This is a genomic window from Thermoactinomyces vulgaris, from assembly GCF_005886755.1.
GTDB classification, from domain to species: Bacteria; Bacillota; Bacilli; order Thermoactinomycetales; family Thermoactinomycetaceae; genus Thermoactinomyces; species Thermoactinomyces vulgaris.
In genome coordinates this window covers 321,701-343,500 of record NZ_CP039710.1, presented here as the reverse complement: position 1 = coordinate 343,500, position 21,800 = coordinate 321,701, and the positions used below count along the sequence as shown (strand labels likewise).

The 21,800-nt window shown below is 49.4% G+C and carries 28 protein-coding genes; 2 read left to right on the top strand and 26 right to left on the bottom strand.

The window, feature by feature from the left end:
• Nucleotides 1–2 precede the first annotated feature (2 nt).
• The 19 genes from FA954_RS01845 to FA954_RS01755 form a co-directional block, all read right to left on the bottom strand.
• The gene (locus FA954_RS01845) at nucleotides 3–704 is read right to left on the bottom strand and encodes an NADH-quinone oxidoreductase subunit C (protein ID WP_231564628.1); all 702 of its coding nucleotides are present in this window, start codon (nucleotides 702–704) and stop codon (nucleotides 3–5) included.
• Entirely contained in the window at nucleotides 701–1,219 is a 519-nt protein-coding gene (locus tag FA954_RS01840) for a NuoB/complex I 20 kDa subunit family protein (RefSeq protein WP_037996642.1), read from the bottom strand. The genes FA954_RS01845 and FA954_RS01840 overlap by 4 nt, the downstream gene beginning before the upstream one ends.
• On the bottom strand, nucleotides 1,210–1,581 hold the full coding sequence (locus FA954_RS01835) for an NADH-quinone oxidoreductase subunit A (protein ID WP_037996639.1): 372 nt from the start codon (nucleotides 1,579–1,581) through the stop codon (nucleotides 1,210–1,212). The genes FA954_RS01840 and FA954_RS01835 overlap by 10 nt, the downstream gene beginning before the upstream one ends.
• 288 nt (nucleotides 1,582–1,869) lie before the next feature.
• On the bottom strand, nucleotides 1,870–2,127 hold the full coding sequence (gene atpC, locus FA954_RS01830) for an ATP synthase F1 subunit epsilon (RefSeq protein WP_037996704.1): 258 nt from the start codon (nucleotides 2,125–2,127) through the stop codon (nucleotides 1,870–1,872).
• Between the two features lie 132 nt (nucleotides 2,128–2,259).
• Nucleotides 2,260–3,666, bottom strand: coding sequence for a F0F1 ATP synthase subunit beta (atpD, locus tag FA954_RS01825; RefSeq protein ID WP_037996637.1), 1,407 nt, complete (start codon nucleotides 3,664–3,666; stop codon nucleotides 2,260–2,262).
• Between the two features lie 57 nt (nucleotides 3,667–3,723).
• Nucleotides 3,724–4,599: an ATP synthase F1 subunit gamma gene (gene atpG / locus FA954_RS01820; RefSeq protein WP_037996636.1), complete on the bottom strand. Its 876-nt coding sequence runs from the start codon at nucleotides 4,597–4,599 to the stop codon at nucleotides 3,724–3,726.
• An 82-nt stretch (nucleotides 4,600–4,681) separates the two neighbouring features.
• Nucleotides 4,682–6,199 (bottom strand): F0F1 ATP synthase subunit alpha, encoded by a 1,518-nt coding sequence (gene atpA / locus FA954_RS01815; protein WP_037996634.1) that lies wholly within the window; start codon nucleotides 6,197–6,199, stop codon nucleotides 4,682–4,684.
• 30 nt (nucleotides 6,200–6,229) lie between these two features.
• Nucleotides 6,230–6,772 (bottom strand): F0F1 ATP synthase subunit delta, encoded by a 543-nt coding sequence (locus FA954_RS01810; RefSeq protein ID WP_138614826.1) that lies wholly within the window; start codon nucleotides 6,770–6,772, stop codon nucleotides 6,230–6,232.
• On the bottom strand, nucleotides 6,769–7,257 hold the full coding sequence (atpF, locus tag FA954_RS01805; protein ID WP_037996629.1) for a F0F1 ATP synthase subunit B: 489 nt from the start codon (nucleotides 7,255–7,257) through the stop codon (nucleotides 6,769–6,771). Before atpF ends, FA954_RS01810 begins: the two co-directional genes overlap by 4 nt.
• Nucleotides 7,258–7,352: 95 nt before the next feature.
• The gene (gene atpE, locus FA954_RS01800) at nucleotides 7,353–7,577 is read right to left on the bottom strand and encodes a F0F1 ATP synthase subunit C (protein WP_037996628.1); all 225 of its coding nucleotides are present in this window, start codon (nucleotides 7,575–7,577) and stop codon (nucleotides 7,353–7,355) included.
• A 94-nt stretch (nucleotides 7,578–7,671) separates the two neighbouring features.
• The gene (gene atpB, locus FA954_RS01795) at nucleotides 7,672–8,430 is read right to left on the bottom strand and encodes a F0F1 ATP synthase subunit A (RefSeq protein WP_049720708.1); all 759 of its coding nucleotides are present in this window, start codon (nucleotides 8,428–8,430) and stop codon (nucleotides 7,672–7,674) included.
• Between the two features lie 18 nt (nucleotides 8,431–8,448).
• Nucleotides 8,449–8,745, bottom strand: coding sequence for an ATP synthase subunit I (locus tag FA954_RS14075; RefSeq protein ID WP_425329139.1), 297 nt, complete (start codon nucleotides 8,743–8,745; stop codon nucleotides 8,449–8,451).
• Nucleotides 8,746–8,832: 87 nt separating this feature from the next.
• On the bottom strand, nucleotides 8,833–9,042 hold the full coding sequence (locus FA954_RS01785) for an AtpZ/AtpI family protein (RefSeq protein WP_037996624.1): 210 nt from the start codon (nucleotides 9,040–9,042) through the stop codon (nucleotides 8,833–8,835).
• Between the two features lie 212 nt (nucleotides 9,043–9,254).
• On the bottom strand, nucleotides 9,255–9,884 hold the full coding sequence (gene upp / locus FA954_RS01780) for a uracil phosphoribosyltransferase (protein ID WP_037996622.1): 630 nt from the start codon (nucleotides 9,882–9,884) through the stop codon (nucleotides 9,255–9,257).
• A 132-nt stretch (nucleotides 9,885–10,016) separates the two neighbouring features.
• On the bottom strand, nucleotides 10,017–11,258 hold the full coding sequence (locus FA954_RS01775) for a serine hydroxymethyltransferase (RefSeq protein WP_062843226.1): 1,242 nt from the start codon (nucleotides 11,256–11,258) through the stop codon (nucleotides 10,017–10,019).
• Nucleotides 11,259–11,328: 70 nt separating this feature from the next.
• The gene (locus tag FA954_RS01770; RefSeq protein WP_037995827.1) at nucleotides 11,329–11,874 is read right to left on the bottom strand and encodes a TIGR01440 family protein; all 546 of its coding nucleotides are present in this window, start codon (nucleotides 11,872–11,874) and stop codon (nucleotides 11,329–11,331) included.
• Nucleotides 11,871–12,314, bottom strand: a complete 444-nt coding sequence (gene rpiB / locus FA954_RS01765; protein ID WP_037995829.1) for a ribose 5-phosphate isomerase B — start codon at nucleotides 12,312–12,314, stop codon at nucleotides 11,871–11,873. The genes FA954_RS01770 and rpiB overlap by 4 nt, the downstream gene beginning before the upstream one ends.
• 59 nt (nucleotides 12,315–12,373) lie before the next feature.
• Entirely contained in the window at nucleotides 12,374–13,018 is a 645-nt protein-coding gene (locus FA954_RS01760) for a low molecular weight protein arginine phosphatase (RefSeq protein WP_037995841.1), read from the bottom strand.
• A 137-nt stretch (nucleotides 13,019–13,155) separates the two neighbouring features.
• Entirely contained in the window at nucleotides 13,156–13,716 is a 561-nt protein-coding gene (locus FA954_RS01755) for a manganese efflux pump MntP (protein ID WP_037995831.1), read from the bottom strand.
• Between the two features lie 139 nt (nucleotides 13,717–13,855).
• Between FA954_RS01755 and FA954_RS01750 the strand changes: the two genes are divergently transcribed.
• Nucleotides 13,856–15,004, top strand: coding sequence for a metallophosphoesterase (locus FA954_RS01750; protein ID WP_037995833.1), 1,149 nt, complete (start codon nucleotides 13,856–13,858; stop codon nucleotides 15,002–15,004).
• A 58-nt stretch (nucleotides 15,005–15,062) separates the two neighbouring features.
• Here the strand turns inward: FA954_RS01750 and FA954_RS01745 are convergent, their stop codons facing one another.
• The 5 genes from FA954_RS01745 to prfA all read right to left on the bottom strand — a co-directional run bounded on the left by FA954_RS01745 (nucleotide 15,063) and on the right by prfA (nucleotide 19,447).
• Entirely contained in the window at nucleotides 15,063–16,130 is a 1,068-nt protein-coding gene (locus FA954_RS01745) for an L-threonylcarbamoyladenylate synthase (protein WP_037995834.1), read from the bottom strand.
• A 48-nt stretch (nucleotides 16,131–16,178) separates the two neighbouring features.
• A complete protein-coding gene (locus tag FA954_RS01740; protein ID WP_037995837.1) occupies nucleotides 16,179–16,652 on the bottom strand; it encodes a GNAT family N-acetyltransferase in 474 nt (157 codons plus the stop codon).
• 73 nt (nucleotides 16,653–16,725) lie between these two features.
• Nucleotides 16,726–17,394 carry a stage II sporulation protein R gene (gene spoIIR / locus FA954_RS01735; RefSeq protein ID WP_062843225.1) on the bottom strand — a complete coding sequence of 223 codons (669 nt, stop codon included), beginning with the start codon at nucleotides 17,392–17,394 and terminating at the stop codon, nucleotides 16,726–16,728.
• Nucleotides 17,395–17,453: 59 nt separating this feature from the next.
• Nucleotides 17,454–18,350, bottom strand: coding sequence for a peptide chain release factor N(5)-glutamine methyltransferase (prmC, locus tag FA954_RS01730; RefSeq protein WP_049720716.1), 897 nt, complete (start codon nucleotides 18,348–18,350; stop codon nucleotides 17,454–17,456).
• A gap of 17 nt (nucleotides 18,351–18,367) precedes the next feature.
• On the bottom strand, nucleotides 18,368–19,447 hold the full coding sequence (gene prfA / locus FA954_RS01725; RefSeq protein ID WP_037995745.1) for a peptide chain release factor 1: 1,080 nt from the start codon (nucleotides 19,445–19,447) through the stop codon (nucleotides 18,368–18,370).
• Nucleotides 19,448–19,644: 197 nt separating this feature from the next.
• On the opposite strand from prfA, the gene FA954_RS01720 reads away from it, so the two are divergent.
• Nucleotides 19,645–20,670: a CPBP family intramembrane glutamic endopeptidase gene (locus FA954_RS01720; RefSeq protein WP_037995747.1), complete on the top strand. Its 1,026-nt coding sequence runs from the start codon at nucleotides 19,645–19,647 to the stop codon at nucleotides 20,668–20,670.
• Between the two features lie 25 nt (nucleotides 20,671–20,695).
• Here FA954_RS01720 and FA954_RS01715 read toward each other — a convergent pair whose 3' ends face one another.
• Both FA954_RS01715 and rpmE read right to left on the bottom strand, forming a co-directional pair.
• Nucleotides 20,696–21,310, bottom strand: coding sequence for a thymidine kinase (locus FA954_RS01715; protein WP_037995750.1), 615 nt, complete (start codon nucleotides 21,308–21,310; stop codon nucleotides 20,696–20,698).
• A gap of 182 nt (nucleotides 21,311–21,492) precedes the next feature.
• The gene (rpmE, locus tag FA954_RS01710; RefSeq protein ID WP_037995751.1) at nucleotides 21,493–21,693 is read right to left on the bottom strand and encodes a 50S ribosomal protein L31; all 201 of its coding nucleotides are present in this window, start codon (nucleotides 21,691–21,693) and stop codon (nucleotides 21,493–21,495) included.
• Between the last annotated feature and the right edge of the window lie 107 nt (nucleotides 21,694–21,800).

The window sequence follows — 21,800 nt, the reverse complement described above, 5'->3', positions numbered from 1 at the left end:
GATTAAACCTCCTTATCCAGTGGTTCGTAATCTTTCCGGAGCGGATGCCCCACCCATTCATCCGGCAACAAAATCCGTTTCAGATTCGGGTGCCCTTCAAAAACCACTCCCATCAGGTCATAAGCTTCCCGTTCATTCCAGTCGGCTGCTTTCCATAAATGAGCCACACTCGGCACTTTGGCTTCATCCCGGTCTGTTTTGACGCGAATGGCAATCTGGTGTTTCTTTTTGAAAGAGTAAAACTGATATACCACTTCGATTTCTTTTTGGTAATCCACAGCCGATAAATTGCGCAGATAATCAAAGGAAAACAACGGATCTTCTTTCAAAAGCCGGGCCACCTCAAGCCACTTTTCCCTGGCGATGACAAACGTGGGAATATGTTCGCCGGCCCGGTTGATATAATCTTCAACCACGGCGTCTTCCCCTGCTTTTTCCACGATTTCCTGCTTAAAACGTTTTAAAACCGGTTCAAGCGGTGACGGCTCTTCCGGTTTTTTCTCCTCTTTGTCGGCTGGTTTGGAACGGACGGAAGCAGGCCTTGCCCGCTGGGGAACTGCTTTGTCTTTCGGTTTCGGGGATTGGGGAGCCGGTTTTTCCGGTTCTAAAGCATTTGGACTTGATCCAGCAGTTGATGCGTTTTTCTCTTCCAGTCCTTTTTCTTTTTCTTCAGATTTTTTCCGATCCTCTTCATGAGAACTCACCGGTTCGTCACCTTCTTCCCGTGTTTGGCTTCATAACGGATTTTTTCCTGCAATTTGTTGATTCCGTAAATCAAGGCTGCCGGGTTGGGAGGACATCCCGGAATGTAGACATCGACCGGCACAATTTGATCAACGCCTTTGACAACAGAATAAGATTTCACATACGGTCCGCCGGCAGTAGCACAAGACCCCATGGCAATCACCCATTTGGGTTCCGGCATTTGATCGTATAATCTGCGCAACAAAGGCGCCATTTTTTTGGTCACGGTTCCTGCGACAATCATGACATCCGACTGGCGCGGGGACGCACGAAAAATGACGCCAAACCGGTCGAGATCATAATGCGGGGCCCCCGTGCCCATCATTTCAATGGCGCAACATGCCAACCCGAAAGTAAGGGGCCATAAAGAACTGCTGCGCGCCCATGCTTTGATCTGTTCCAAATTCGTCGTCACCACATTGCGCTTTAATTCCTGCTCCTCAACCAGAGCCAATTTTTCAAAATTTACTCCCATTCTAACACCTTCTTTTTCCAAGCATAAAGCAAACCCAGGATCAGAAAGAAAACAAACAAAACCATTTCCACCAGAATGAACAGCCCCACCTCAGAGCGCAGAACATCGTAACCGGCTGCCCAAGGGTATAAAAAAACCGCCTCCACATCAAAGATGACAAACAAGAGCGCAAACAAATAATAGCGGACATTAAACTGAATCCAACTGTCCCCGGTCGGATCCACACCGCTTTCATAAGAAATGGCCTTATCCGGGGCGGGCTGATGGGGACGAAGCAGTTTTCCAATGGAAAGCGCCACAATGTGCAGAACAATGCCGAGAATAAAAAAGATGGCAATGATCCCGTGACTGACGGCAGACAAACAAACCCCTCCTTCATCTTGATCTATACAAAAATAAAACGCTTACATTATTTAAATGAAATACTAATTTTTCAGTAATAAAATGCTTTTTTAAAGCAGTGCTAAAAAGTTGGCAATCCCCTCCTCTATTGTTTGATTATACACTACTTTCCCAATTGTGAGAAGGATCGTGTCCTTGAGAAAAATAGCGCTTATCTGAGATGGTTCACCAAAAGCGGGAAATATTTTTCACAAACCTTAAAATAAAAAAGACACCTTCGGAAAAGGTGTCTTTTTGAAGATCCGTTTTTATACCTCTGCGGATTCAGCAAGAATGGTGACTTTATCAGGGCGCACTTCAATGAACCCGCCGCTGATTTTAAACGTCTCTTCCGATCCGTCATTTTTCACCCGAACGGTATCCCCGATAATCGGGCTCACAAACGGAACATGCTTGGCCATCACGCCAATCTCTCCATTGGCCGCCTTTGTCACCACCATATCAATGTGCTTGGAATAAACAATCCGCTCAGGCGTTACAATATCCAACTGCACTTTATTCCCCATCATGACCTGCTGATCCCGGGAACAACCACGGGATGTGGCAGGGCTTCACCTCCTTGTCCTGCGGAGTGAGCCGTGTATCCATCGATCGGCATTCCGGTTCAACCGGAAACCCGCCGCAAAAAATGCCGGGATCTACACCATGCGGGTATAACCCAGTTTTTTCGCTTTTTCAACGGCTTCGTCAATGCCGCCGACCATGTAGAAAGCGTCTTCCGGCAAGTCGTCATATTTTCCTTCCAGCACTTCTTTGAAGCTGCGAACCGTTTCTTTCACCGGCACATATACTCCCGGGTTACCGGTGAACTGCTCAGCAACGTGGAAGTTTTGCGACAAGAACTTCTCCACTTTCCGTGCACGGGCAACCACGATTTTATCTTCCTCGGACAATTCATCCATTCCCAAGATGGCAATGATGTCTTGCAACTCTTGGTAACGTTGCAGGAGTTCCTGCACGCCACGGGCAACCTGATAGTGTTCTTCTCCCACCACTTCCGGCGTCAGGATGCGGGAAGTGGATGCCAGCGGATCCACCGCCGGATAAATCCCTTTTTGAGACAAACGACGTTCCAGGTTGGTGGTCGCATCCAAGTGGGCAAAGGTGGTCGCCGGAGCCGGATCGGTGTAGTCGTCAGCCGGCACGTAAATGGCCTGAATGGAGGTGACGGAACCTTTCTTCGTGGAGGTGATCCGTTCTTGCAATTGACCCATTTCCGTTGCCAATGTGGGTTGGTAACCCACCGCAGACGGCATCCGGCCCAAAAGTGCGGACACCTCGGATCCGGCTTGGGTGAAGCGGAAAATGTTATCAATGAATAACAAAACGTCTTGACCTTCTTGATCACGGAAATACTCCGCCATGGTCAAACCGCTCAAAGCCACACGCATCCGCGCCCCCGGGGGCTCGTTCATCTGTCCGAACACCATGACGGTTTTGTCGATGACCCCGGTGTCTTTCATCTCATGATAAAGATCGTTCCCCTCGCGGGTACGTTCACCAACCCCCGCAAACACCGACAATCCGCCGTGCTCTTGTGCGATGTTGTTGATCAACTCTTGAATCAAAACGGTTTTTCCTACTCCCGCACCGCCAAAGAGTCCGATTTTTCCACCTTTGGCATAAGGGCAAAGCAAGTCAACCACTTTGATTCCCGTTTCCAGCATTTCCTGCTCAGTCGATTGTTCTTCAAAGCTCGGTGCCGGACGGTGAATGGAGTGTCTTTCGGCTCCTTTTACTTCTCCGGCCTCATCAATCGGCTCTCCCAATACGTTAAACACCCGTCCCAATGTCGGACGTCCGACGGGTACGGAGATTGGTCTTCCCGTATCGATCGCTTCCATCCCCCGGACCAAACCGTCGGTGGATGCCATGGCTACGGTACGCACCGTGTTATCTCCCAAATGTAAAGCTGTTTCCAAAACAAGCTCGCTTCCGTCCGCCCGCTTGACTTTAATCGCGTTGTTAATCTCAGGCAGATGTCCGCGTTCAAACTCAACGTCCACAACCGGCCCCATAACCTGAAGCACACGTCCAGAACTCATCGAATTCCCTCCTTAAACTGCCATGCACTGGTTTCTTCACTTGTGAAAAGATCATGCTCAGCCGTTTAGCGCAGATGCACCGCCGACAATTTCAGCGATTTCCTGAGTAATTGCAGCCTGACGCGCACGGTTCAACTGTAACGTCAATTGATCAATCAACTCCGTCGCATTATCCGTTGCATTGCTCATCGCTGTCATTTTGGAAGCAAATTCACTTGCTTTCGCGTCGAGTAAGGCGCTGTAAATCAGAGATTCAGCATACCGGGGGAGCAAGACGGATAACACTTCTTCCTGCGATGGTTCATATTCGTAAGCTGTTTTCGGACCTTGTTTCTGCCCGCTCAAATCCTCGCTCGCAAGCGGCAATAACCGTTTGTCCAAAGGCCGCTGAACAACCGGGTTTACAAACTCGTTGTAAACGATGTACAGCTCGTCATATTTCTCTTCTGCATAAAAACGAACGGCTTTTTTCGCAATTTCTTGCACTTCATCATAAGAAGGTGAATCAGAAAGTCCCGTAATCTCATCAATGACTGGATAATTGCGTTTTTTCAAGAAGTCCCGGCCTTTCCGGCCAATGACAAACAATACGTACTCATCTTTGCTTTGATGCCGTTCATTCAAAGTCTGAAGCAACATCCGCAAAAGGTTGCTGTTGTATCCTCCCGCAAGGCCGCGATCCGACGTAATCACAAGATAGCCTGTTTTACGTACGGGGCGCGAAACCAGCATGGGATGTTTTGCATTCGTCGTACCTTGGGCAATGCTTACGATCACTTCACGCATTTTTTCCGCATAAGGACGCGCTTTTTCGGCTCTTTCCTGTGCACGGCGCAAGTTCGCGGCTGCAACCATCTTCATCGCTTTGGTGATTTGTCTCATTTTTTCCGTCGAACGAATGCGCCTTTTGATCTCACGCATCGATTGACCCATGTTTTCACCGCCTTTCCGCTGCCAGTCTCCCCGTAAGAGCCGCTGACGACCAGCGACTCTTTTCTACTTTATCTGAAACGGCTTATTTCTCGGTAACCGCAAACCCTTTTTTAAAGGTTTCGATTGCTTTTTTCAGTTTTTCTTCGGTCTCGTCTTCAAGCGCTTTTTTCTCCCGGATCGATTTCAGAATGCCTTCTTCATTGGTTTCCAGATAGCTGTGGAATTCTTTCTCAAAACGGCGCACATCTTCCACCGGGATGTCATCCAAGTGCCCCTTAGTGACAAGATACAAGGAAACCGCTTGTTTCTCAACAGGAAGCGGATGGTGTTCCTCCTGTTTCAAAATTTCCTCGGTGCGTTTTCCCCGCTCCAGTTTTGCTTTGGTGGCTTTGTCCAAATCCGAACCAAATTGGGCAAAAGCCGCCAGCTCATAGTATTGGGACAAATCCAAACGCAACGTTCCCGTAAGTTTTTTAATGGCTTTGGTTTGCGCCGCGCCACCGACACGGGATACCGACGTCCCCACACTGATCGCCGGACGGAAACCGGAGTGGAACAAATCGGATTCCAAGAAAATTTGCCCGTCGGTGATGGAGATCACGTTGGTCGGAATGTATGCGGACACGTCCCCGGCTTGGGTTTCAATAAACGGAAGTGCCGTCAAGGAACCGCCGCCGCGTTCGTCGGACAATTTTGCAGCCCGCTCGAGCAAACGGGAGTGCAAATAGAACACGTCCCCCGGATAAGCTTCACGGCCTGGCGGACGACGGAGCAAGAGCGAAAGCTCGCGGTAAGCAGCGGCTTGTTTGGTCAAGTCGTCATAAACGCAGAGAACATGACCGCCATTGTACATGAAGTATTCACCCATTGCACATCCGGCATAGGGAGCGAGGTACAAAAGCGGTGCCGGATCCGAAGCGCTGGCAACCACCACAATGGTGTAATCCATCGCACCGTAGCGGCGAAGCTTTTCAACAACTTGTGCAACAGTCGATTGCTTTTGCCCGATTGCCACATAAACACAGATCATGTCTTCATCTTTTTGGTTAATGATGGTGTCAATGGCAATCGTGGTTTTCCCGGTTTGACGGTCCCCGATGATCAACTCACGCTGCCCGCGTCCGATCGGGATCATGGAGTCAATCGATTTGATTCCTGTTTGCAGAGGTTCATGGACGGATTTCCGGTCAATGACACCCGGTGCAGGAGATTCGACGGGACGGAATTCGGTGGTTTCAATGGGGCCTTTTCCATCAAGCGGTTGACCCAACGGGTTGACGACACGGCCAAGAAGCGATTTCCCCACCGGAACTTCCATCAAGCGGCCGGTGCGTTTGACCTGATCCCCTTCACGAATATCCTGATAAGGTCCTAAAATAATAACCCCCACATGGTGTTCTTCCAAGTTCAAAACCATTCCCATGACGCCGTTTTTAAACTCAACCAGCTCACCCGCCATTGCGTTGGAAAGGCCATGAACTTGTGCGATCCCGTCACCTACTTGAATGACGGTGCCGACATCCGTCACTTCCACTTCGGAACGGTAATTCTCGATCTGCTCTTTAATCAGAGAGCTGATCTCTTCCGGTTTAATGCTCATAAATGTCACCCCAATCTTTCCGTCTGTGATCTATCCAACTTGATTTTGTTTCAGCTGTTCTTGGAAACGATTCAGCCTGGTTCGCAAACTTCCGTCGTACAAACGGTCGCCGATTTGCACAACCACGCCGCCCAGGATATCTGAATCCACTCTCTCAACCAGTTCCATGGTTTTCCCGATCATTGGCTCAAAGGTTGCTTTGACTTGTTTTTTATCCTCTTCGGTCAATTCAAATGCCGTCGTGACAACAGCTTCGACAATCCCTCTGGATTCATTTGCCAGCTTTTTGTATTCTTCATACAGATCAAAGAGAACGTTATCCCGCCGGCGATCCACCAACAGATACATCAGATTCTTGGTGTAAGCATTCAACTGATCAAAGATTTTGGTGAGCAGTTCCTTTTTTTGTCCGTTCCCGATTGAAGGATGGCTGAGCCATTCCGTCAATTCCGGGAAAGCTTCCAATGTATCGGTGATTTGCTTCAAATCTTTCTCAACGGCATCGATCTGCTTTTGTTCAGAGGCAACTTCAAACAGCGCTTTGGCGTAACGTCTCGCTACCGTCTTACTCATTGCAATCTTCCTACCTCGTCAAGATAGCTGGAAACCAAATCGGAATGCCGGTTTTTGTCCAATTCTTTTTCCAATAATTTGGACGCCAACTGAACGGAAAGCCCGCCGACTTCATCACGCAAGCTGGCCAACGCTTTTTCTTTTTCGCGCTGAATTTCGTTCGTCGCCTCTTCCAGAATGCGCCCTGCCCGTTCCTGTGCTTGCTTGATGATCGCTTCCGCTTCGCGGTCTTTTTGCGCTTTGGCACGTTCAATGATCTCTTTGGCTTCCTGACGCGCTTTTTTCAGTTCCTGCCGTTGCTCTTCAAGCAGTTTTTCCGCTTCTTTTCTGCGTTCTTCCGCTTCCTTGATCTGGCCTTCGATGTGATCCTGGCGTTGTTTCATCACCTGCAGCATCGGACGAAGGGCAAACTTGGACACAAGAAGCATTAAAATAATAAATGCAATCAGCTGAAACAGCATCGTACCGATTTCGATGGTCAGCAATCCAACTCACTCCCTTCGGGATCGTGTTTCTTCTTCAATACGACCAGACGGGGACTTAAAGTCAAATCCCCGCCTCCATCATACGGATCGATCCATTAAATTACACCGAAGAACAACATGACACCAAATGCCACGGCAATAACCGGCAATGCCTCAACCAACGCAATCCCGATAAACGCCCGGGTGAAAAGTTTCCCTTCCATTTCGGGTTGACGGGCAGACCCTTCCAAATAACGGCTGTATACCACTGCGTTTCCAAATCCTCCGGCAATCGCTGCGACTGCGAGCAACAATGCACCAGCCAAAATGTTTACATCCATGATATTTCCTCCTCTGATTTGTTTTCGTTTCAAAATTTTTTTGATAGTCCATATGCGGATCAGACAAGACTGACTTCAGACTGCATTCTGATTGTCATGATTCAATTTTTTGCGCCATGTAAACCATGGCCAACACGGTGAAGACATAGGCCTGAATGGTTCCGACGAACAAGGAATAACCCAGCCAGACTATCAACGGGGCCCCGGTCAGGAACCAGCTGCCTTTCACCATCACAATGATCAACACTTCACCGGCAAAGATATTGGCCCATAAACGCATGCCGTGTGTCAACGGTTTCGCCACTTCATCCACCGCATGCATCAAGACCATCGGCCAGAAAGGCTGGAAGTAGTGGGAAATATAATGCTTGGGAGATTTTTTGAAGCCCAGGAAATGAGCCGCCAGCGTGATGGCCAAAGCCATGGCCATGGTTACATTGATGTCGGCGGTGGGCGATTTCCACAGGGCATACGCATAATGTTCCCCTTCTCCGGCTGAATCGGCCGCCCAAATTTTCAAAAACGGAATCGATACATGCGACTCGGCGACGACATTGAACATGACTCCCATCTGGTTGGAGATAAAGATAAACAGAAAAAGCGTGAATGCAAAGCCGAAGAAACGTTCAGCCGTTTTCCCCGAGATGCTGGCACGGACTATTCCCTGCGTAAATTCGATCACCATCTCAACCACATTCTGCATGCCGGTCGGAACAAGCGAAAGGCGACGGGCAGCAAGCATGGCGATCACAAAAACCAGGATGCATGCGACCGTGGTTGTAAACATGACCGTGACGTCAAATTGAATCGGAATCCCGGCCACTTCAAATCCCAGCTTCGGTGTAAGTTCCATTCCCTCACTCCTTTCTCTTTAAGATGAAGAGCGAATCACTTGGATAAACTGAGTGCAATAAAACAATATATAGCAAACTGGTAACCCTGCGACAATTGCCTTGACTTCAATCCATTCCGGAAATCTGACAGCAATCATGACAGCGAGGGCAACCATGAGATAACGATGAATCATTCCAACTCCCCGAAATCTTGGTTTTGCATGAAAGGCACTTTCCCTACCTATTTTTATTTTCCACAACAAGTTTAAGACATTGTACAAACTTACACATAAACCCAGGAAAACGCCTGCAACAATGCGTTGGTGCGGAGTCATAAACCAAATGATCAATAACAGAGTGAGGAGTCCGGTTGTGAGGGATACCACTCGCTTCCGAATGGTCTTCACGGTATCCATGAGGGTTCATTCCTTTAACAATGCTTTCAGGGTGTAAATGGCACTGAAAAAACCCACTCCCAATCCCAGCAACACTCCAGCCATCAAAAGATACGGCCGGGTTCCCCAAACCGTATCCAGTTTTTTCCCTAACCAAGCTCCCCCCAAGGTCAAAAGAACGATTTCCATTCCCATGGAACTGATCACGGCAAACAACCGCCATGCATTTCCGTTCAATTTAAAACCCCCGTAACATTTGGCATTTTGAAAGGGGAAGTTTCGCCGTAGGGAGCCGGATTGACAAGAGTGAAGTTTTCTCAGTTTTCCATCCTTCCCCCTGCCTATAGTAACGAAGCGTTCTATCTTTTGTCAACGTTTTCTCAAAAACACTTATGAACAAATTGTCGCAATTTAAAAAACTCCGCTTGAAACACCGGGTTTTTTCAAAATTATTTTGTACCGAAGAGTCGATCTCCTGCATCTCCCAGTCCCGGAATGATATAACTTTTTTCATTCAGAACCGGATCGACTGCCGCGACATAAATATCCACATCATCGTGTTCTTTTTGCACGCGGTCAATACCGGCTTGAGCAGCAATCAAACACATCAGTTTGATTTGTTTGGCCCCCATTTCTTTCAGCACGGAAATTCCCGCTGCGGCCGACCCGCCCGTTGCCAGCATGGGATCGATCACAATCAATTCCCGTTCTCCGATATCCGGAGGCATTTTGGAATAATATTTCACCGCTTCTAAGGTTTCCGGATCCCGGTACATTCCCAAATGCCCCACCTTTGCGGCAGGGATCAATTTCAAAATTCCGTCCACCATGCCGAGTCCCGCACGCAAAATCGGAACGAGGCCCAGTTTTTTTCCGGCCAACACTTGACATTTGGCCCTGGCCAGCGGCGTTTCCACTTCCACTTCACGCAAAGGCATGTCTCTCGTAATTTCATAAGCCATTAAAGCGGCGACTTCGTCCACCAGTTCGCGAAACTCTTTCGTGCCGGTGTTTTTGTCCCGGATATACGTCAGCTTATGTTGAATGAGCGGGTGATCTAATACATGTACACGACCCACTTGCTTCACCTCTTTCTCATCTATTTTTTATCCAACTGATTATAACCATAATTCACCCTGTGTACACAACTTTTTTATATATGTTTCTTATTGCCAAAAACCCGACCCTCTCGGATCGGGCATATGAATCCGTTAAAGTTGTGGATACAAGGGATACGTTTCCGTCAGCCGGGCCACCCGTTTTTTGGCTTCCTCCCGTGCATTTTCGTCTTCCGGATTTTTCAAAGTCAATCCGATGATTTGCGCGATTTCCTCCATGGCTTTTCCGTCCATGCCGCGGCTGGTCACAGCGGCCGTGCCAATACGGACTCCGCTGGTGACAAACGGTTTTTCCGGATCAAAAGGAATCGCGTTTTTATTGGTCGTGATCCCCACTTCATCCAGCAGATGTTCCGCTTTTTTGCCGGTCAGGTTGAAGTTGCGGACATCCATCAGGATCAGATGGTTATCCGTTCCGCCTGAAATCAGGTTAAACCCTTCCTCTTTCAAAGATTCCGCCAACTTTTTGGCATTGTCGACAATGTTTTGGGTATAGGTTTTAAATTCATCGGTCAAGGCTTCCCCGAGCGCCACGGCTTTGGCCGCGATCACATGCATCAGCGGTCCTCCTTGAACCCCCGGGAAGACGGATTTGTCAATTTGCTTTGCATATTTTTCTTTGCACAAGATCATGCCGCCCCGCGGTCCGCGCAACGTCTTATGTGTGGTGGTGGTGACAAAATCGGCATAAGGAACCGGATTGGGATGAAGTCCCGTCGCCACCAGTCCGGCAATGTGAGCCATGTCCACCATCAGATATGCACCGACTTCATCGGCAATTTCCCGAAACCGCTTGAAATCGATGATCCGGGGATAGGCGCTGGCTCCCGCCACAATCATCTTCGGCTTATGTTCCAAGGCAACTTTGCGAACTTCTTCATAATCGATCCGGTGGGATTCACGATCCACCCCATAGGCGACAAAATTGTACATTTTTCCGGAGAAATTCACCGGGCTTCCATGGGTCAAATGGCCCCCATGGGCAAGATTCATGCCCAATACCGTGTCTCCCGGTTCCAAAACGGCAAAATAGACGGCCATATTCGCTTGGGCGCCGGAGTGAGGCTGAACATTGGCGTGTTCTGCACCAAACAATTCCTTGGCACGGTCCCTTGCCAAGTCTTCCACCACATCCACATACTCACAGCCGCCGTAATATCTCTTTCCCGGATAGCCTTCGGCATACTTATTCGTCAAGACCGTCCCCATCGCTTCCATCACAGCCGGGGATACGAAGTTTTCCGAAGCAATCAACTCGATTTTATCCCGTTGACGCCCCAGTTCCTGTTGGATGGCTTCAGCCACTTGCGGATCGCTGGTGATTAATTGCTTCATGATTTGCCTCCTTGTCCTGTTCGGTAATTTTCTCTATTTTATCAAACAAGTTCTCTTTTTTGGACTCGGATTACTTTTCCAACGCATAAACGGCCCGCTCTCCCCCGATCAGTTTGGGGCGGGTCTTGGCCAACGTGACATGTGCTTGTCCGATCGTCTTTTGCTGAGAGCGTACGGGAACGGCCACGGGCTTTAAATGCATGCCGATCAGTGTATCCCCGATATCAATGCCCGCATCGGCCTGAATCTGTTCGACCACCACCGGTTGCTTCATGTGTCTGTACGCATATGCGGCCATGGCTCCGCCGGCATTGTTCACGGGAACCACCGTCACTTCCGGCCAACCAAAACGTTCGGCGGTTTTTCGTTCAACCACCAATGCCCGGTTCAAATGTTCACAGCATTGAAATGCCAGATGAAAGCCAGCTTGCTTTTGAATTTCCGAAATTCCTTCATACAATTCGCGCGCAATTTCCTCACTGCCGCCGGAACCGATCCGTTTCCCGGCCACTTCGCTGGTGCTCGTACCTACAACCAAAACATGTCCGGCATCCAAGGGCATCGCCGCCAATAAATCACGTAAGGCCCTTTTCACTTCCTCTTTCATCATGATCATCCTTCATTTTCCAATTGCTCGATCTTATCCAGACGGCGCTGATGACGGTCTCCCTGAAACTCGGCCTTCAGCCAGGTGCGGACAATGGATTTGGCCAGGTCGGGCCCCACGACCCGTTCGCCCAATGCCAGGACATTGGCATTGTTGTGTTCACGGCTCATCCGCGCCGAGTATTCATCGCTGACGACCGCACAACGGATTCCCTTGATTTTATTGGCGGCAATCGACATCCCGATGCCGGTTCCGCAAATTAAAATTCCCCGGTCAAATTCCCCTTCGGCGACGCGTTTGGCCACCGGTTTGGCATAATCGGGATAATCCACCGATGTGTCGCAATCACAACCTGCGTCCTCATAAGCAATGTTCATTTCCTCAAGCAGTCCTTTAATCTCTTCTTTCAAATTTCTGCCACCGTGATCGGATCCGATGATCAGCTTCATCCCTTCATCTCCCTCCTTGGATCCATCTTAGTATAACATCATCAATCCTTCCCGCCGGGTCATGATTCTTGCTCCCACCGGTCTAAAATCCGGTTAATGTATTTTTTCAATTCCGCGGCGCATTCCCGGTACCGCTCCACGCTGCCGCCGACCGGATCTTCAATATCCATTGTCCCATTCATCTCTTCCAGATATTGTTGTTCCTGTTCCCTCAGCGGCTTCAGGGCTTTTTCCAGGGCGGCCTTTGCTTCGTCCGGCCAAGGCTCGTCCGCTTTGACGGAAAACTGGGCCTGAATTTTTGCCCGGATGCTTTCCGCTTCCAGATACAATTGATCCAGCTTTTTATGGATTTGCTCAGATTCTTCTCCCCACAAAGCATACTCTTTCAAAGTGTATATTTTTTCTCTGCTTTGCAAGAAGTTTTGTGCGATGAATTGTTTATGCGCTTCCGTCATCGCCAAAATCAAATCAGACCATTCGACGAGTTGCTGATTCAATAAACGGGAACGATGATTGCAGTTGATGCCTTTTTCTTTTAATACCTCCACCGCCTGCATGGACGGCCTCACCCCGTCGATGGCAGCAATTCCGGCGGACTTCACCTCGACCGGGATGTTCCTTTTCCTGGCCGTTTCACGGAACAATCCTTCTGCCATGGGACTCCGGCAGGTATTCCCCGTGCAAACAAACAACACCCTTTTCATGATGTTCACCTCAATTTTCACCTGTTCTTCAGTATCCGTTGAACAGATGGATGATATACCCTTTCCCCCTTTCTTTTAAAAACATACCACTAAATCCCCGGCGGCTTCCACATCTTCTCTGTTCCTGCCGCCAGCGGTCAAAACAGAAATTTTCCTCCCAAAAAAAGCAAAATAAACCCTCCGATCACTTCCCCGTAGCGGCCAATCCATCCCCCGAAAATTCGTCCGAGCATCAGTCCCGTTCCCGCCATGGTCAGTCCGGCGAAACCAAACAACAAAACCGCGAGCACCATGTCTGTCGAAAAAAAGCCGAGACTCAATCCGGCCGAAAGGGAATCCATGCTTACACTCAGTGAAAGCATCAATGTTTGCCAGAACGATTGAACTTGAAGTTCCTCCGAATCATCCCCTTTGACGACCTGGTACAGCATATTCAACCCCAACAAGCAAAGCATGATGCCTCCCAGCATGACGGCAATATCTTTCAACAAAGCACTTAAAAAGTGCCCGATTCCCATTCCCAAAAGAGGCATGATGATATGAAAAAGGCCGACGGACAGGCTGATCAACGTCATTTGCGAACCGGAAATCCGCTTCAATCCCAGCCCGATTCCCATGGAAAAAGCATCCATGCCGAGTGCTACCGCAATCATGGATAAAGTCATCACTTGACCCCATTGAATGAGTGTAAGCTCCATTGGTTCCCCCCCTGAGCCTGCTTGTCACATTCCATCATATGCCGGATCCCGAAAAAAAGAACCAAGCTTGCCATCGCCACCGGAATCTGTAGTAAAATCATCTACAGACCATTTCAATCAATTAAGAGGAGAGAGCCATATGTGGGGTCTGGTTATTTTGATTTTTTTGACACTGTATGGCCTGATGGGTTATTACATCGGCCGCAAAGGTTGGAAATATTTGATCCGTAAGGATTCCCCCGTAAGCAAAGTCCTTTTTATCGCGGCGCTGTTGGCACTGATCGTCCCTTTCCCGCTGTCCGAACTGGGAAAAAACCTTTTGCCTGAGCGCATCGGTTCCTGGTTGGGCATCTGGGGAGGACACTCCATGATCATCGTTTTATATTTGTTCTTTCTGATCCTGATGCTCGATGTGGTCCGCTTCATCGACCGCCTGGCCAAATTCATTCCTCCCGCCTTTAAAAATCATCATTTCACTCCTTATTCCCTGGCTGCGGCAGTTTTTCTCCTCGCAACGGTTCCCGTGGCTTACGGCAGTTGGAATGCACAACATCCGGTGGTCAAAAAATACAACGTCCACGTCAACAAAGATGCCGGCGAAATGAAACAACTCCGGATTGCCATGGTATCCGACATCCATTACGGTCCCGTCATCGATACGGACAGACTGAAAACCTTGCAACAGATGATTCATCAAATCAAACCGGATTTGGTTTTGTTGGCCGGTGACATCACCAACGGTCCTCTTCCGCCGGGGGAAGACCGGAAATTGGCCACCGCGTTGGGAAATATCAAGGCACCGTATGGCGTCTATGCCGTTCCCGGAAACCATGACCGCGATCTTGCCGAACGGGGAAGCGAACTGATGCAGGCGTTGCAACAAGCCGGCATAAAGGTTTTAAAAGACGAGAAGGTTGTATTCCCAAACCGTTTCACCCTGATCGGCCGGGATGACCCTCATTTGATCCGGGAACCGGGACGCAAAGATCTGGCATCTTTGATGAAAGGAACCGATTCTTCCCAACCCTTGATTCTTCTGGATCACCAACCGATCGAGCTGGAACAGGCACAAAAAAACGGCATTGACCTGATGCTTTCCGGGCATACCCACCACGGACAAATTTTCCCCGGAAACTGGATCACCGCCATGATCTACGAGAATGACTGGGGACTTTTGCAAAAAGGCGGTTTTTATTCCGTCGTCTCCTGCGGGTTCGGCACATGGGGACCGCCTCTTCGGATCGGAAACCGGCCGGAAGTCGTGGAAATCACGATGAATTTTACATAAACTGAAAAAAACAGCTGCAGAAGATTGCAGCTGTTTTTTGGTTTCAGGGCCTATTGTCTCACACTTCCACCATGTTGCCGGAGGCCGCTTTTTTCATGCGATTCATCACGGAAGCATACAACCCTTGTTCCGGAAAAGCTTCCGCAAAAATCACATCCACCTTTTGTTCGTCAAAACGGCGCAATGCACCATACAAATGGCGGGCAACGCTGGCCGGATGGCGGCGGGATCCGGCTGCAATCACACAATCCGCCCGATCATACTTTCCTTGGTTCTCTTCCGTGGTGAGAACCCCGACCCGTTTTCCGTTTTTGACGGCCTCTTGGACTTGTTGTTGTATGTACAAAATCACCGCTTCCGGATTCCCTTTGACCAGCCACATTTCTCCCTGCGGGGCGTAATGCCGGTATTTCATGCCGGGTGAACGGGGCGTTTGGCTTGCGTCCATCAATCCGGGGTCCACGCGAACTTCCCCCAGTGTTTCTTGCAACTGTTCCAAAGTGATTCCTCCCGGCCGGAGCAACACGGGGATTTCCCCGCTGACGTCGACCACGGTGGATTCCACCCCGATGCCGGTCGGACCTCCATCCAAGATTCCGTCAATTCTTCCGTCCAGATCATTTAAAACATGCTCGGCCGTCGTGGGACTGGGCTTCCCGGAACGATTGGCACTGGGAGCCGCCACCGGAATGTCCACCTCGTTTAACAAGGCCAGCGCAACCGGATGATCCGGCATCCGGACCGCCACCGTCGAAAGTCCTGCCGTCACGTTTTCCGCCAGGTTATCACGGTGGGGCAATACCATCGTCAGAGGGCCTGGCCAAAATTTTTCCGCCAGCTTTTGCGCATTCTCCGGAAACCGGCGGACCCATTTGGCCAGCTGCTCTTTTTTTCCGATATGAATAATTAACGGATTGTCCGAAGGCCTTCCTTTGGCTTCATAAATCTGTGCAACACTGTCGCGGGATGTGGCAATCGCTCCCAAACCATAGACGGTTTCCGTGGGAAAAGCGACCAGTTTCCCCTGGCGCAAATAAGCCGCCGCCCGTTTGATGGCTTCCGAATGAATGAGCTGTTTTTCCTCCATCCCGCAATCCAGTTGAAACCGTTCTGTCTTTTTCAACATTGGCTCCCTTCTTTTCCACGTTTTATCCACTTATGATAACACATTTTCTCAATGCGGCAACGAGGTCGGATTCTCACAGGTGTATACCATCGGCTGCCCCCGGTGGATCGACTGTTTCAAATGGGCGGATTGATGCAACTCTTCCGGCAAATGTTCTTCGCCGGTCTTGACAAAACCGAGCCGGGTGAAAAAATGCGTGGATTGACCGGCCAGCAAATAAATCCGGGACAACCCCATCTGTTCGGCATAAGAAAGAATGACTTGAATCATATGGACTCCCACTTTGCTGTTCCAGGGAGCCCGCTCCAAAACAAAAGACCGGATCAACCCGTACGGAGGATACACTTCCATGCCAACGATGCCCACCATTTGGGAAACATCCCCTTCCCCTCCGCCGGGAAGTTCGGCGATAAAAAAGTGATCCAGGTGCTCCTCGATCCCCCGGTCATTTAATCCGACTTCTTTGAGCAATTTGCGAATCTGAAACAAATCTTTTTTCTCCGCTTGACGGATGATAAACATACCTTTCCCCCATTCCGCTGAAACTCTTTGATATTAGCGGTATGAAAGAAAAAGGTTTCATAGAACCAAAGAGTCAGTCATTCATCCACTTCTTTGCCTGGTCCAAGAGAAAAAACCGTACTTCGGGCTTCTTGTCCTGTTCTTCTTTTTGTGCTTTCGCTTCCGAAGCATAAACCGGTTGCGCCGATGTCATGGAAGTGGAGAACGATTCGGGCGATTTGGCCTTGACGGCATCCCCGTTGCTCATATCCACAAAACACAGGGGAGGAAACAACACGCACCACCAATTCTCCCCTTTGCCGCTTCCGATCTGGATGCGAAGCGCCTCATAATCTCCGGCGGGATAAACCTTGTCTCCGTATAATTTGGTCGGGAACGGAACCATTCCATAGTCCACCCGGACCGCGTAATCATACCCCTGTTCTCTGACCGTTTTCCGCGCAATTTCCTCAAAACGGGGCAAGTGCTCTTTCACCAGTTTTCTCGCTTCTTCAATCGTACGGGGCTGAGTCACCCATGTATTCATTTCGTGAATTACTTCGTCGCGGACTTTTCGTTTTAACCACTGATCTTCCGGCTGGTCGCTGTTGGCCAAAATTCTGAGGCGGATGGCCTGATCCGGGATCCGGTTCGAAGATGACGCCATTTGCGTTTGGGTCGTATCCTCCCAAACCCGTTGGTAAAAAAAGATTCCTCCGGAAAGCACGATGATACCAAGAATGAAATAAGTCCATTTACGCATTGCCCATTCCTCCTCTTTATCCCTACCCACAGTATGGACAGAGAGGAGAAAACTTAATCTTATTTTTTCAGAATTGATTCTCCGTCCTGAAACCATCCCAAAACCATCCGGTCTCTTCCCGCCAGATCTTTTCTCACTTCCACGCGGGTGATGCGCGGCATTTGGCGAACCAGCCCGCAAACCTCTTCGCCTTGGTCGGCGCCAATTTCAAAAGCAACCAGCCGCGGGCTTTTTGGCCAACCGGAAAGTTGCCGGGTGATCCGACGGTACGGTTCAAGGCCGTCCGCTCCCCCGTCCAATGCAAGGCGGGGCTCATAACAAGAAACGGTTTTGTCAAGGCTTGCAATCTCCCCGGAACGTATATACGGCGGATTGGAAACCAAAATGTCGATGGGGGGATGCTCCTTTTCAAGCGGCTTTAAATAACTTCCCAAAACCCACCGGATCCGCTCTTTCACCCCGAATTTCCGGGCATTTTGCCTTGCCACCGACAATGCTTGTTCTGAAATGTCAATCGCGGTGACCTGCCAGTGGGGATGTTCCAGTGCCAACGAGACAGCAATCGCCCCGCTTCCCGTCCCGACATCGACCACATGTACCGGACGGCCGGCAAACAGCTTTTCCCCTTCCCGCAATACAGCTTCCACCAGCAATTCGGTTTCCGGTCTGGGAATCAACACCCCGGGCTTCACCTCAAAAACCCGCCCAAAAAACTCCTGATCCCCCACGATATATTGCAGCGGTTCCCCCTCGCCACGTCGTTTCAGCCATTCCCGGAATTTGGGTTCCAGACGCTTTGGCCAAGGATCGGCCATTTTCGCAAAAAACGCTGCCCGCTCCACCCCGAGAAGCCGGCGCATCATGTATTCCGCTTCAAACTGCGGAGAGTCGGTTCCGCTTTGCTGTAAAAAAGAAGAAGCCTTTTGCCAGGCTTCCCGGATCGTTTTATTTTTCATCAAACTCACCCTTTGAATCAGGAAGTCTTTGTTTCCTGCTCCTTCAACAACTCGGTTTGCTCATGCAAAATGAGCGCATCGATAATCTCTTCCAGTTCTCCGTTCAGAATCAGATCCAATTTGTGCAACGTCAGTCCGATGCGATGATCCGTTACCCGGCTTTGCGGAAAATTGTAAGTCCGGATCCGTTCGCTTCGGTCACCGGATCCCACGGCCATTCTTCGGGCGTTTGCCATTTTTTCCATTTCTTCTTTCTGCTTCAAGTCAAACAAGCGGGCACGAAGCACCCTCATCGCTTTCTCTTTGTTGCTGTTTTGTGATTTTTCATCCTGACAGGAAACAACAATCCCCGTCGGAAGATGGGTAACGCGTACGGCAGACTGGGTCGTGTTGACGCTTTGCCCCCCGGGGCCGCTGGAGCAGAAAGTGTCGATGCGAATGTCTTTATCATGAATCTCCACTTCCACTTCCTCGGCCTCCGGCAAAACGGCAACCGTGGCCGTTGACGTGTGAATCCGTCCGCCGGACTCCGTCTCCGGCACCCGTTGTACCCGGTGTGCCCCGTTCTCATACTTCAATTTGCTGTAAGCCCCGTTGCCATCCACAGAGAAAACCACTTCTTTAAATCCGCCGAGCCCGGTGGTGTTTGCCTCCAGGACTTCCACTTTCCATCCTTGTCTTTCTGCAAAACGCGTATACATGCGGTACAAATCCGCGGCAAACAATGCAGCTTCTTCTCCTCCTGCCGCCCCGCGCACTTCCACGATCACGCTTTTCTCGTCATTCGGGTCTTTGGGCAGCAACAGGACTTTGATCCTTTCCTCCAGCTCCTCTTTCCGGCGGCTCAGTTCGTCGATTTCGGCTTTCACCAATTCACGCATTTCTTCGTCCAGTTTATCTTCCAACATCGATTTCGCATCATTCAATTGCTCAATCGTCTCTTTATATTCAATATAGGCTTGATTTTTTTCTTCCAACCCGGCCTGCTCCTTGGAGTATTCACGCAACTTTTTGGTATCATTGATCACTTCCGGGTCACAAAGCAGGCGGCTTAACTCTTCATAACGTTGATGTATCGCCTCAAGACGATCTAACACTGTGCTCACTCCCGTAAAATCGGATCATTTTGCCATGCATATCGGCTAACTATAAGATATAAGTATGATGATTGATCAAGAATTGGCATCAATTGATTTTACCACAAGCCTTGAAAGAAAGCGAAGGAAATGGATTGGAAAGAATGGTATGATAAAAAAGCAGAAGACCGGTTAAAAAATATAAAAGGAGAGCGATCATGAACGAAGTCATCTTTAACATCATCAATAATCTGTTGCTTATCGGTCCTTTGATTGTTTTATTTTGGCTGATAAACCATTCCGAAAATACATACTCCGATTCCGATATAAAGGGAAACATTTTGGGTTTTCTGTGTTACTTGATCGTATGGATCGGTTATCTTGCCAGTTTCATCATCGGTCTCTTGCTTTTTTTCTACAGCCATGCTTTCTTGCCATGGACACAAAATTTCGATGTCGATCCGTATTCAGTGAACATGGTTAAAAACGTCGGTATGTCACTATGGATCCCGTCCTTGATCGCCATGTCGGTTTTGTTGCCGCCCGTACGCCGGTTTTGTGCCCGTTTTCTCCGCATTCACCCCGGGAGCAAGGTCCATGCCGTCGCCTTATCCCTTTCCATGCTGGTTTTTATTCAGTTTTTTGTCACTCAGAGCTTCGGGTTGGAATCGATCAATGAACAGACGGTTCCCGGAGATGAAGCCGGAACGCTTTCCTCCATCTGGTCGCAAGACATCCTGTTCGGCATTTTGGGACTGGTCGGGGTGGGATGGCTGTCCAGACGATCATTCAAGGAATCTTTGGACCGCTTGGGATTGAAAAAAATCACCCTCAAGCAGGCGGCAGCCGGCATTAGTATCGGACTGATCATGCTTTTGGCCCCGATCATCGCACAATCGGTGGCAGAGACCCTGAATTGGTCCGAGAACGTGCATGCCAATGAGTTGACGGACAAAATGCTCGGACCGTTACTCTCATCCATTCCCGGCATTTTAACCATCGGACTGGCAGCGGCTCTTGGAGAAGAAATGATTTTCCGGGGGGCATTGCTCCCGCGGTTCGGCTTCGTCTACACCAGTCTGTTGTTTACATTGGTCCACGCTAACTACGGATTCAGTTTCAATTCCCTTGTTGTTCTGTTGCTTGCCTTGGTACTGGGTTGGGCACGGATCCGTTATAACACCACCGTATGTATGATCATTCATGCGACGTATAACATCTCCGTGAGCCTGTTGGGCAGTTAACCCCCGTCTCCAAACGGCGGGTTTTTTATATTTCAAGAATCCCTTCTTTCTGTCTCAACACCTCATGGCAGTGCCGGCAACGGGCTTCATATTGTTCTTTGGCCCCGACTTGGATCACCGGATCATCAATGGCAGCCGGACGTCCATCGATCAGCCTCTGGGTGCGGCTTGCCGGACCTCCGCATTTTACACAAATGGCCTGCAATTTTGTCACATATTCCGCCACAGCCAACAACACCGGAGTCGGGCCAAACGGCTTTCCCCGAAAATCCTGATCCAATCCGGCACAAATCACCCGTTTTCCCTGATCGGCCAACTGCTGGCAAATATCGACGATTTCGGGTTCAAAAAACTGAATCTCGTCAATGGCCACCACATCCACATTTTCTTCCAGCAATCCGGGAATTTCACTTGCACTTTTCACCGGACGGGCATCCGCCATCAAACCATTGTGTGATGCGATCGCTTCTTGATGGTAGCGGTCATCAATGGCCGGTTTAAAGGCGGCCACTTTCTGCCTGGCAATTTTGGCACGGCGGATCCGGCGGATCAACTCTTCGCTTTTTCCGGAAAACATCCCGCCGCAAATCACTTCAATCCAGCCGCTGTGATCACCACTTAATGGATGAATATCTCTCATTGTTGTTCCTCCAACTCCCGAAAAATTGATGCTCAATCCATTTCTTTACACAAAGAAAAAGCACCCAGCCCTTCTGGATGCCCAAGCAAACTCTCTTTATTTTAACATACACAGTCTCAAGTTTGCTGAATGAAAAATAAAAAGGCAAGCCCGATTTTCTGCTTGCCTGACTTGCCAGGATATTATTTGAGGTTGTATTTCTTTTTGAAGCGATCGATACGCCCACCTGCACTGACCATTTTTTGTTTCCCGGTGAAAAACGGATGACATTCTGAGCAAATATCCACCCTCAAGTTTTCAACGGTCGATCCGGTTTCAAATGTATTTCCACACGCACAGGTGACTTTGGTCAATTTGTATTCCGGATGAATTCCTTGTTTCATTCGTCTCACCTCTTTCCTAATGCCGCTTCCATACGTACATTTAGAACCACTGGTGTATTATAGCACGTTTGATGATGAGAAAGCAAGAAAAGAGACCAGCCCCCGTC

Excerpts from the sequence above, each read along its gene's own strand:
- FA954_RS01840 (WP_037996642.1), bottom strand. The coding sequence starts at position 1,219 with ATGGGAGTAAATTTTGAAAAATTGGCTCTGGTTGAGGAGCAGGAATTA.
- atpC (WP_037996704.1), bottom strand. The coding sequence starts at position 2,127 with ATGGGGAATAAAGTGCAGTTGGATATTGTAACGCCTGAGCGGATTGTT.
- atpD (WP_037996637.1), bottom strand. The coding sequence starts at position 3,666 with ATGAGTTCTGGACGTGTGCTTCAGGTTATGGGGCCGGTTGTGGACGTT.
- atpG (WP_037996636.1), bottom strand. The coding sequence starts at position 4,599 with ATGGGTCAATCGATGCGTGAGATCAAAAGGCGCATTCGTTCGACGGAA.
- atpA (WP_037996634.1), bottom strand. The coding sequence starts at position 6,199 with ATGAGCATTAAACCGGAAGAGATCAGCTCTCTGATTAAAGAGCAGATC.
- FA954_RS01810 (WP_138614826.1), bottom strand. The coding sequence starts at position 6,772 with ATGAGTAAGACGGTAGCGAGACGTTACGCCAAAGCGCTGTTTGAAGTT.
- atpE (WP_037996628.1), bottom strand. The coding sequence starts at position 7,577 with ATGGATGTAAACATTTTGGCTGGTGCATTGTTGCTCGCAGTCGCAGCG.
- atpB (WP_049720708.1), bottom strand. The coding sequence starts at position 8,430 with ATGGAACTTACACCGAAGCTGGGATTTGAAGTGGCCGGGATTCCGATT.
- FA954_RS14075 (WP_425329139.1), bottom strand. The coding sequence starts at position 8,745 with ATGACTCCGCACCAACGCATTGTTGCAGGCGTTTTCCTGGGTTTATGT.
- FA954_RS01775 (WP_062843226.1), bottom strand. The coding sequence starts at position 11,258 with ATGAAGCAATTAATCACCAGCGATCCGCAAGTGGCTGAAGCCATCCAA.
- FA954_RS01770 (WP_037995827.1), bottom strand. The coding sequence starts at position 11,874 with ATGATCATGATGAAAGAGGAAGTGAAAAGGGCCTTACGTGATTTATTG.
- rpiB (WP_037995829.1), bottom strand. The coding sequence starts at position 12,314 with ATGAAGCTGATCATCGGATCCGATCACGGTGGCAGAAATTTGAAAGAA.
- FA954_RS01760 (WP_037995841.1), bottom strand. The coding sequence starts at position 13,018 with ATGAAAAGGGTGTTGTTTGTTTGCACGGGGAATACCTGCCGGAGTCCC.
- FA954_RS01755 (WP_037995831.1), bottom strand. The coding sequence starts at position 13,716 with ATGGAGCTTACACTCATTCAATGGGGTCAAGTGATGACTTTATCCATG.
- FA954_RS01750 (WP_037995833.1), top strand. The coding sequence starts at position 13,856 with ATGTGGGGTCTGGTTATTTTGATTTTTTTGACACTGTATGGCCTGATG.
- FA954_RS01745 (WP_037995834.1), bottom strand. The coding sequence starts at position 16,130 with ATGTTGAAAAAGACAGAACGGTTTCAACTGGATTGCGGGATGGAGGAA.
- FA954_RS01740 (WP_037995837.1), bottom strand. The coding sequence starts at position 16,652 with ATGTTTATCATCCGTCAAGCGGAGAAAAAAGATTTGTTTCAGATTCGC.
- spoIIR (WP_062843225.1), bottom strand. The coding sequence starts at position 17,394 with ATGCGTAAATGGACTTATTTCATTCTTGGTATCATCGTGCTTTCCGGA.
- prmC (WP_049720716.1), bottom strand. The coding sequence starts at position 18,350 with ATGAAAAATAAAACGATCCGGGAAGCCTGGCAAAAGGCTTCTTCTTTT.
- FA954_RS01720 (WP_037995747.1), top strand. The coding sequence starts at position 19,645 with ATGAACGAAGTCATCTTTAACATCATCAATAATCTGTTGCTTATCGGT.
- FA954_RS01715 (WP_037995750.1), bottom strand. The coding sequence starts at position 21,310 with ATGAGAGATATTCATCCATTAAGTGGTGATCACAGCGGCTGGATTGAA.
- rpmE (WP_037995751.1), bottom strand. The coding sequence starts at position 21,693 with ATGAAACAAGGAATTCATCCGGAATACAAATTGACCAAAGTCACCTGT.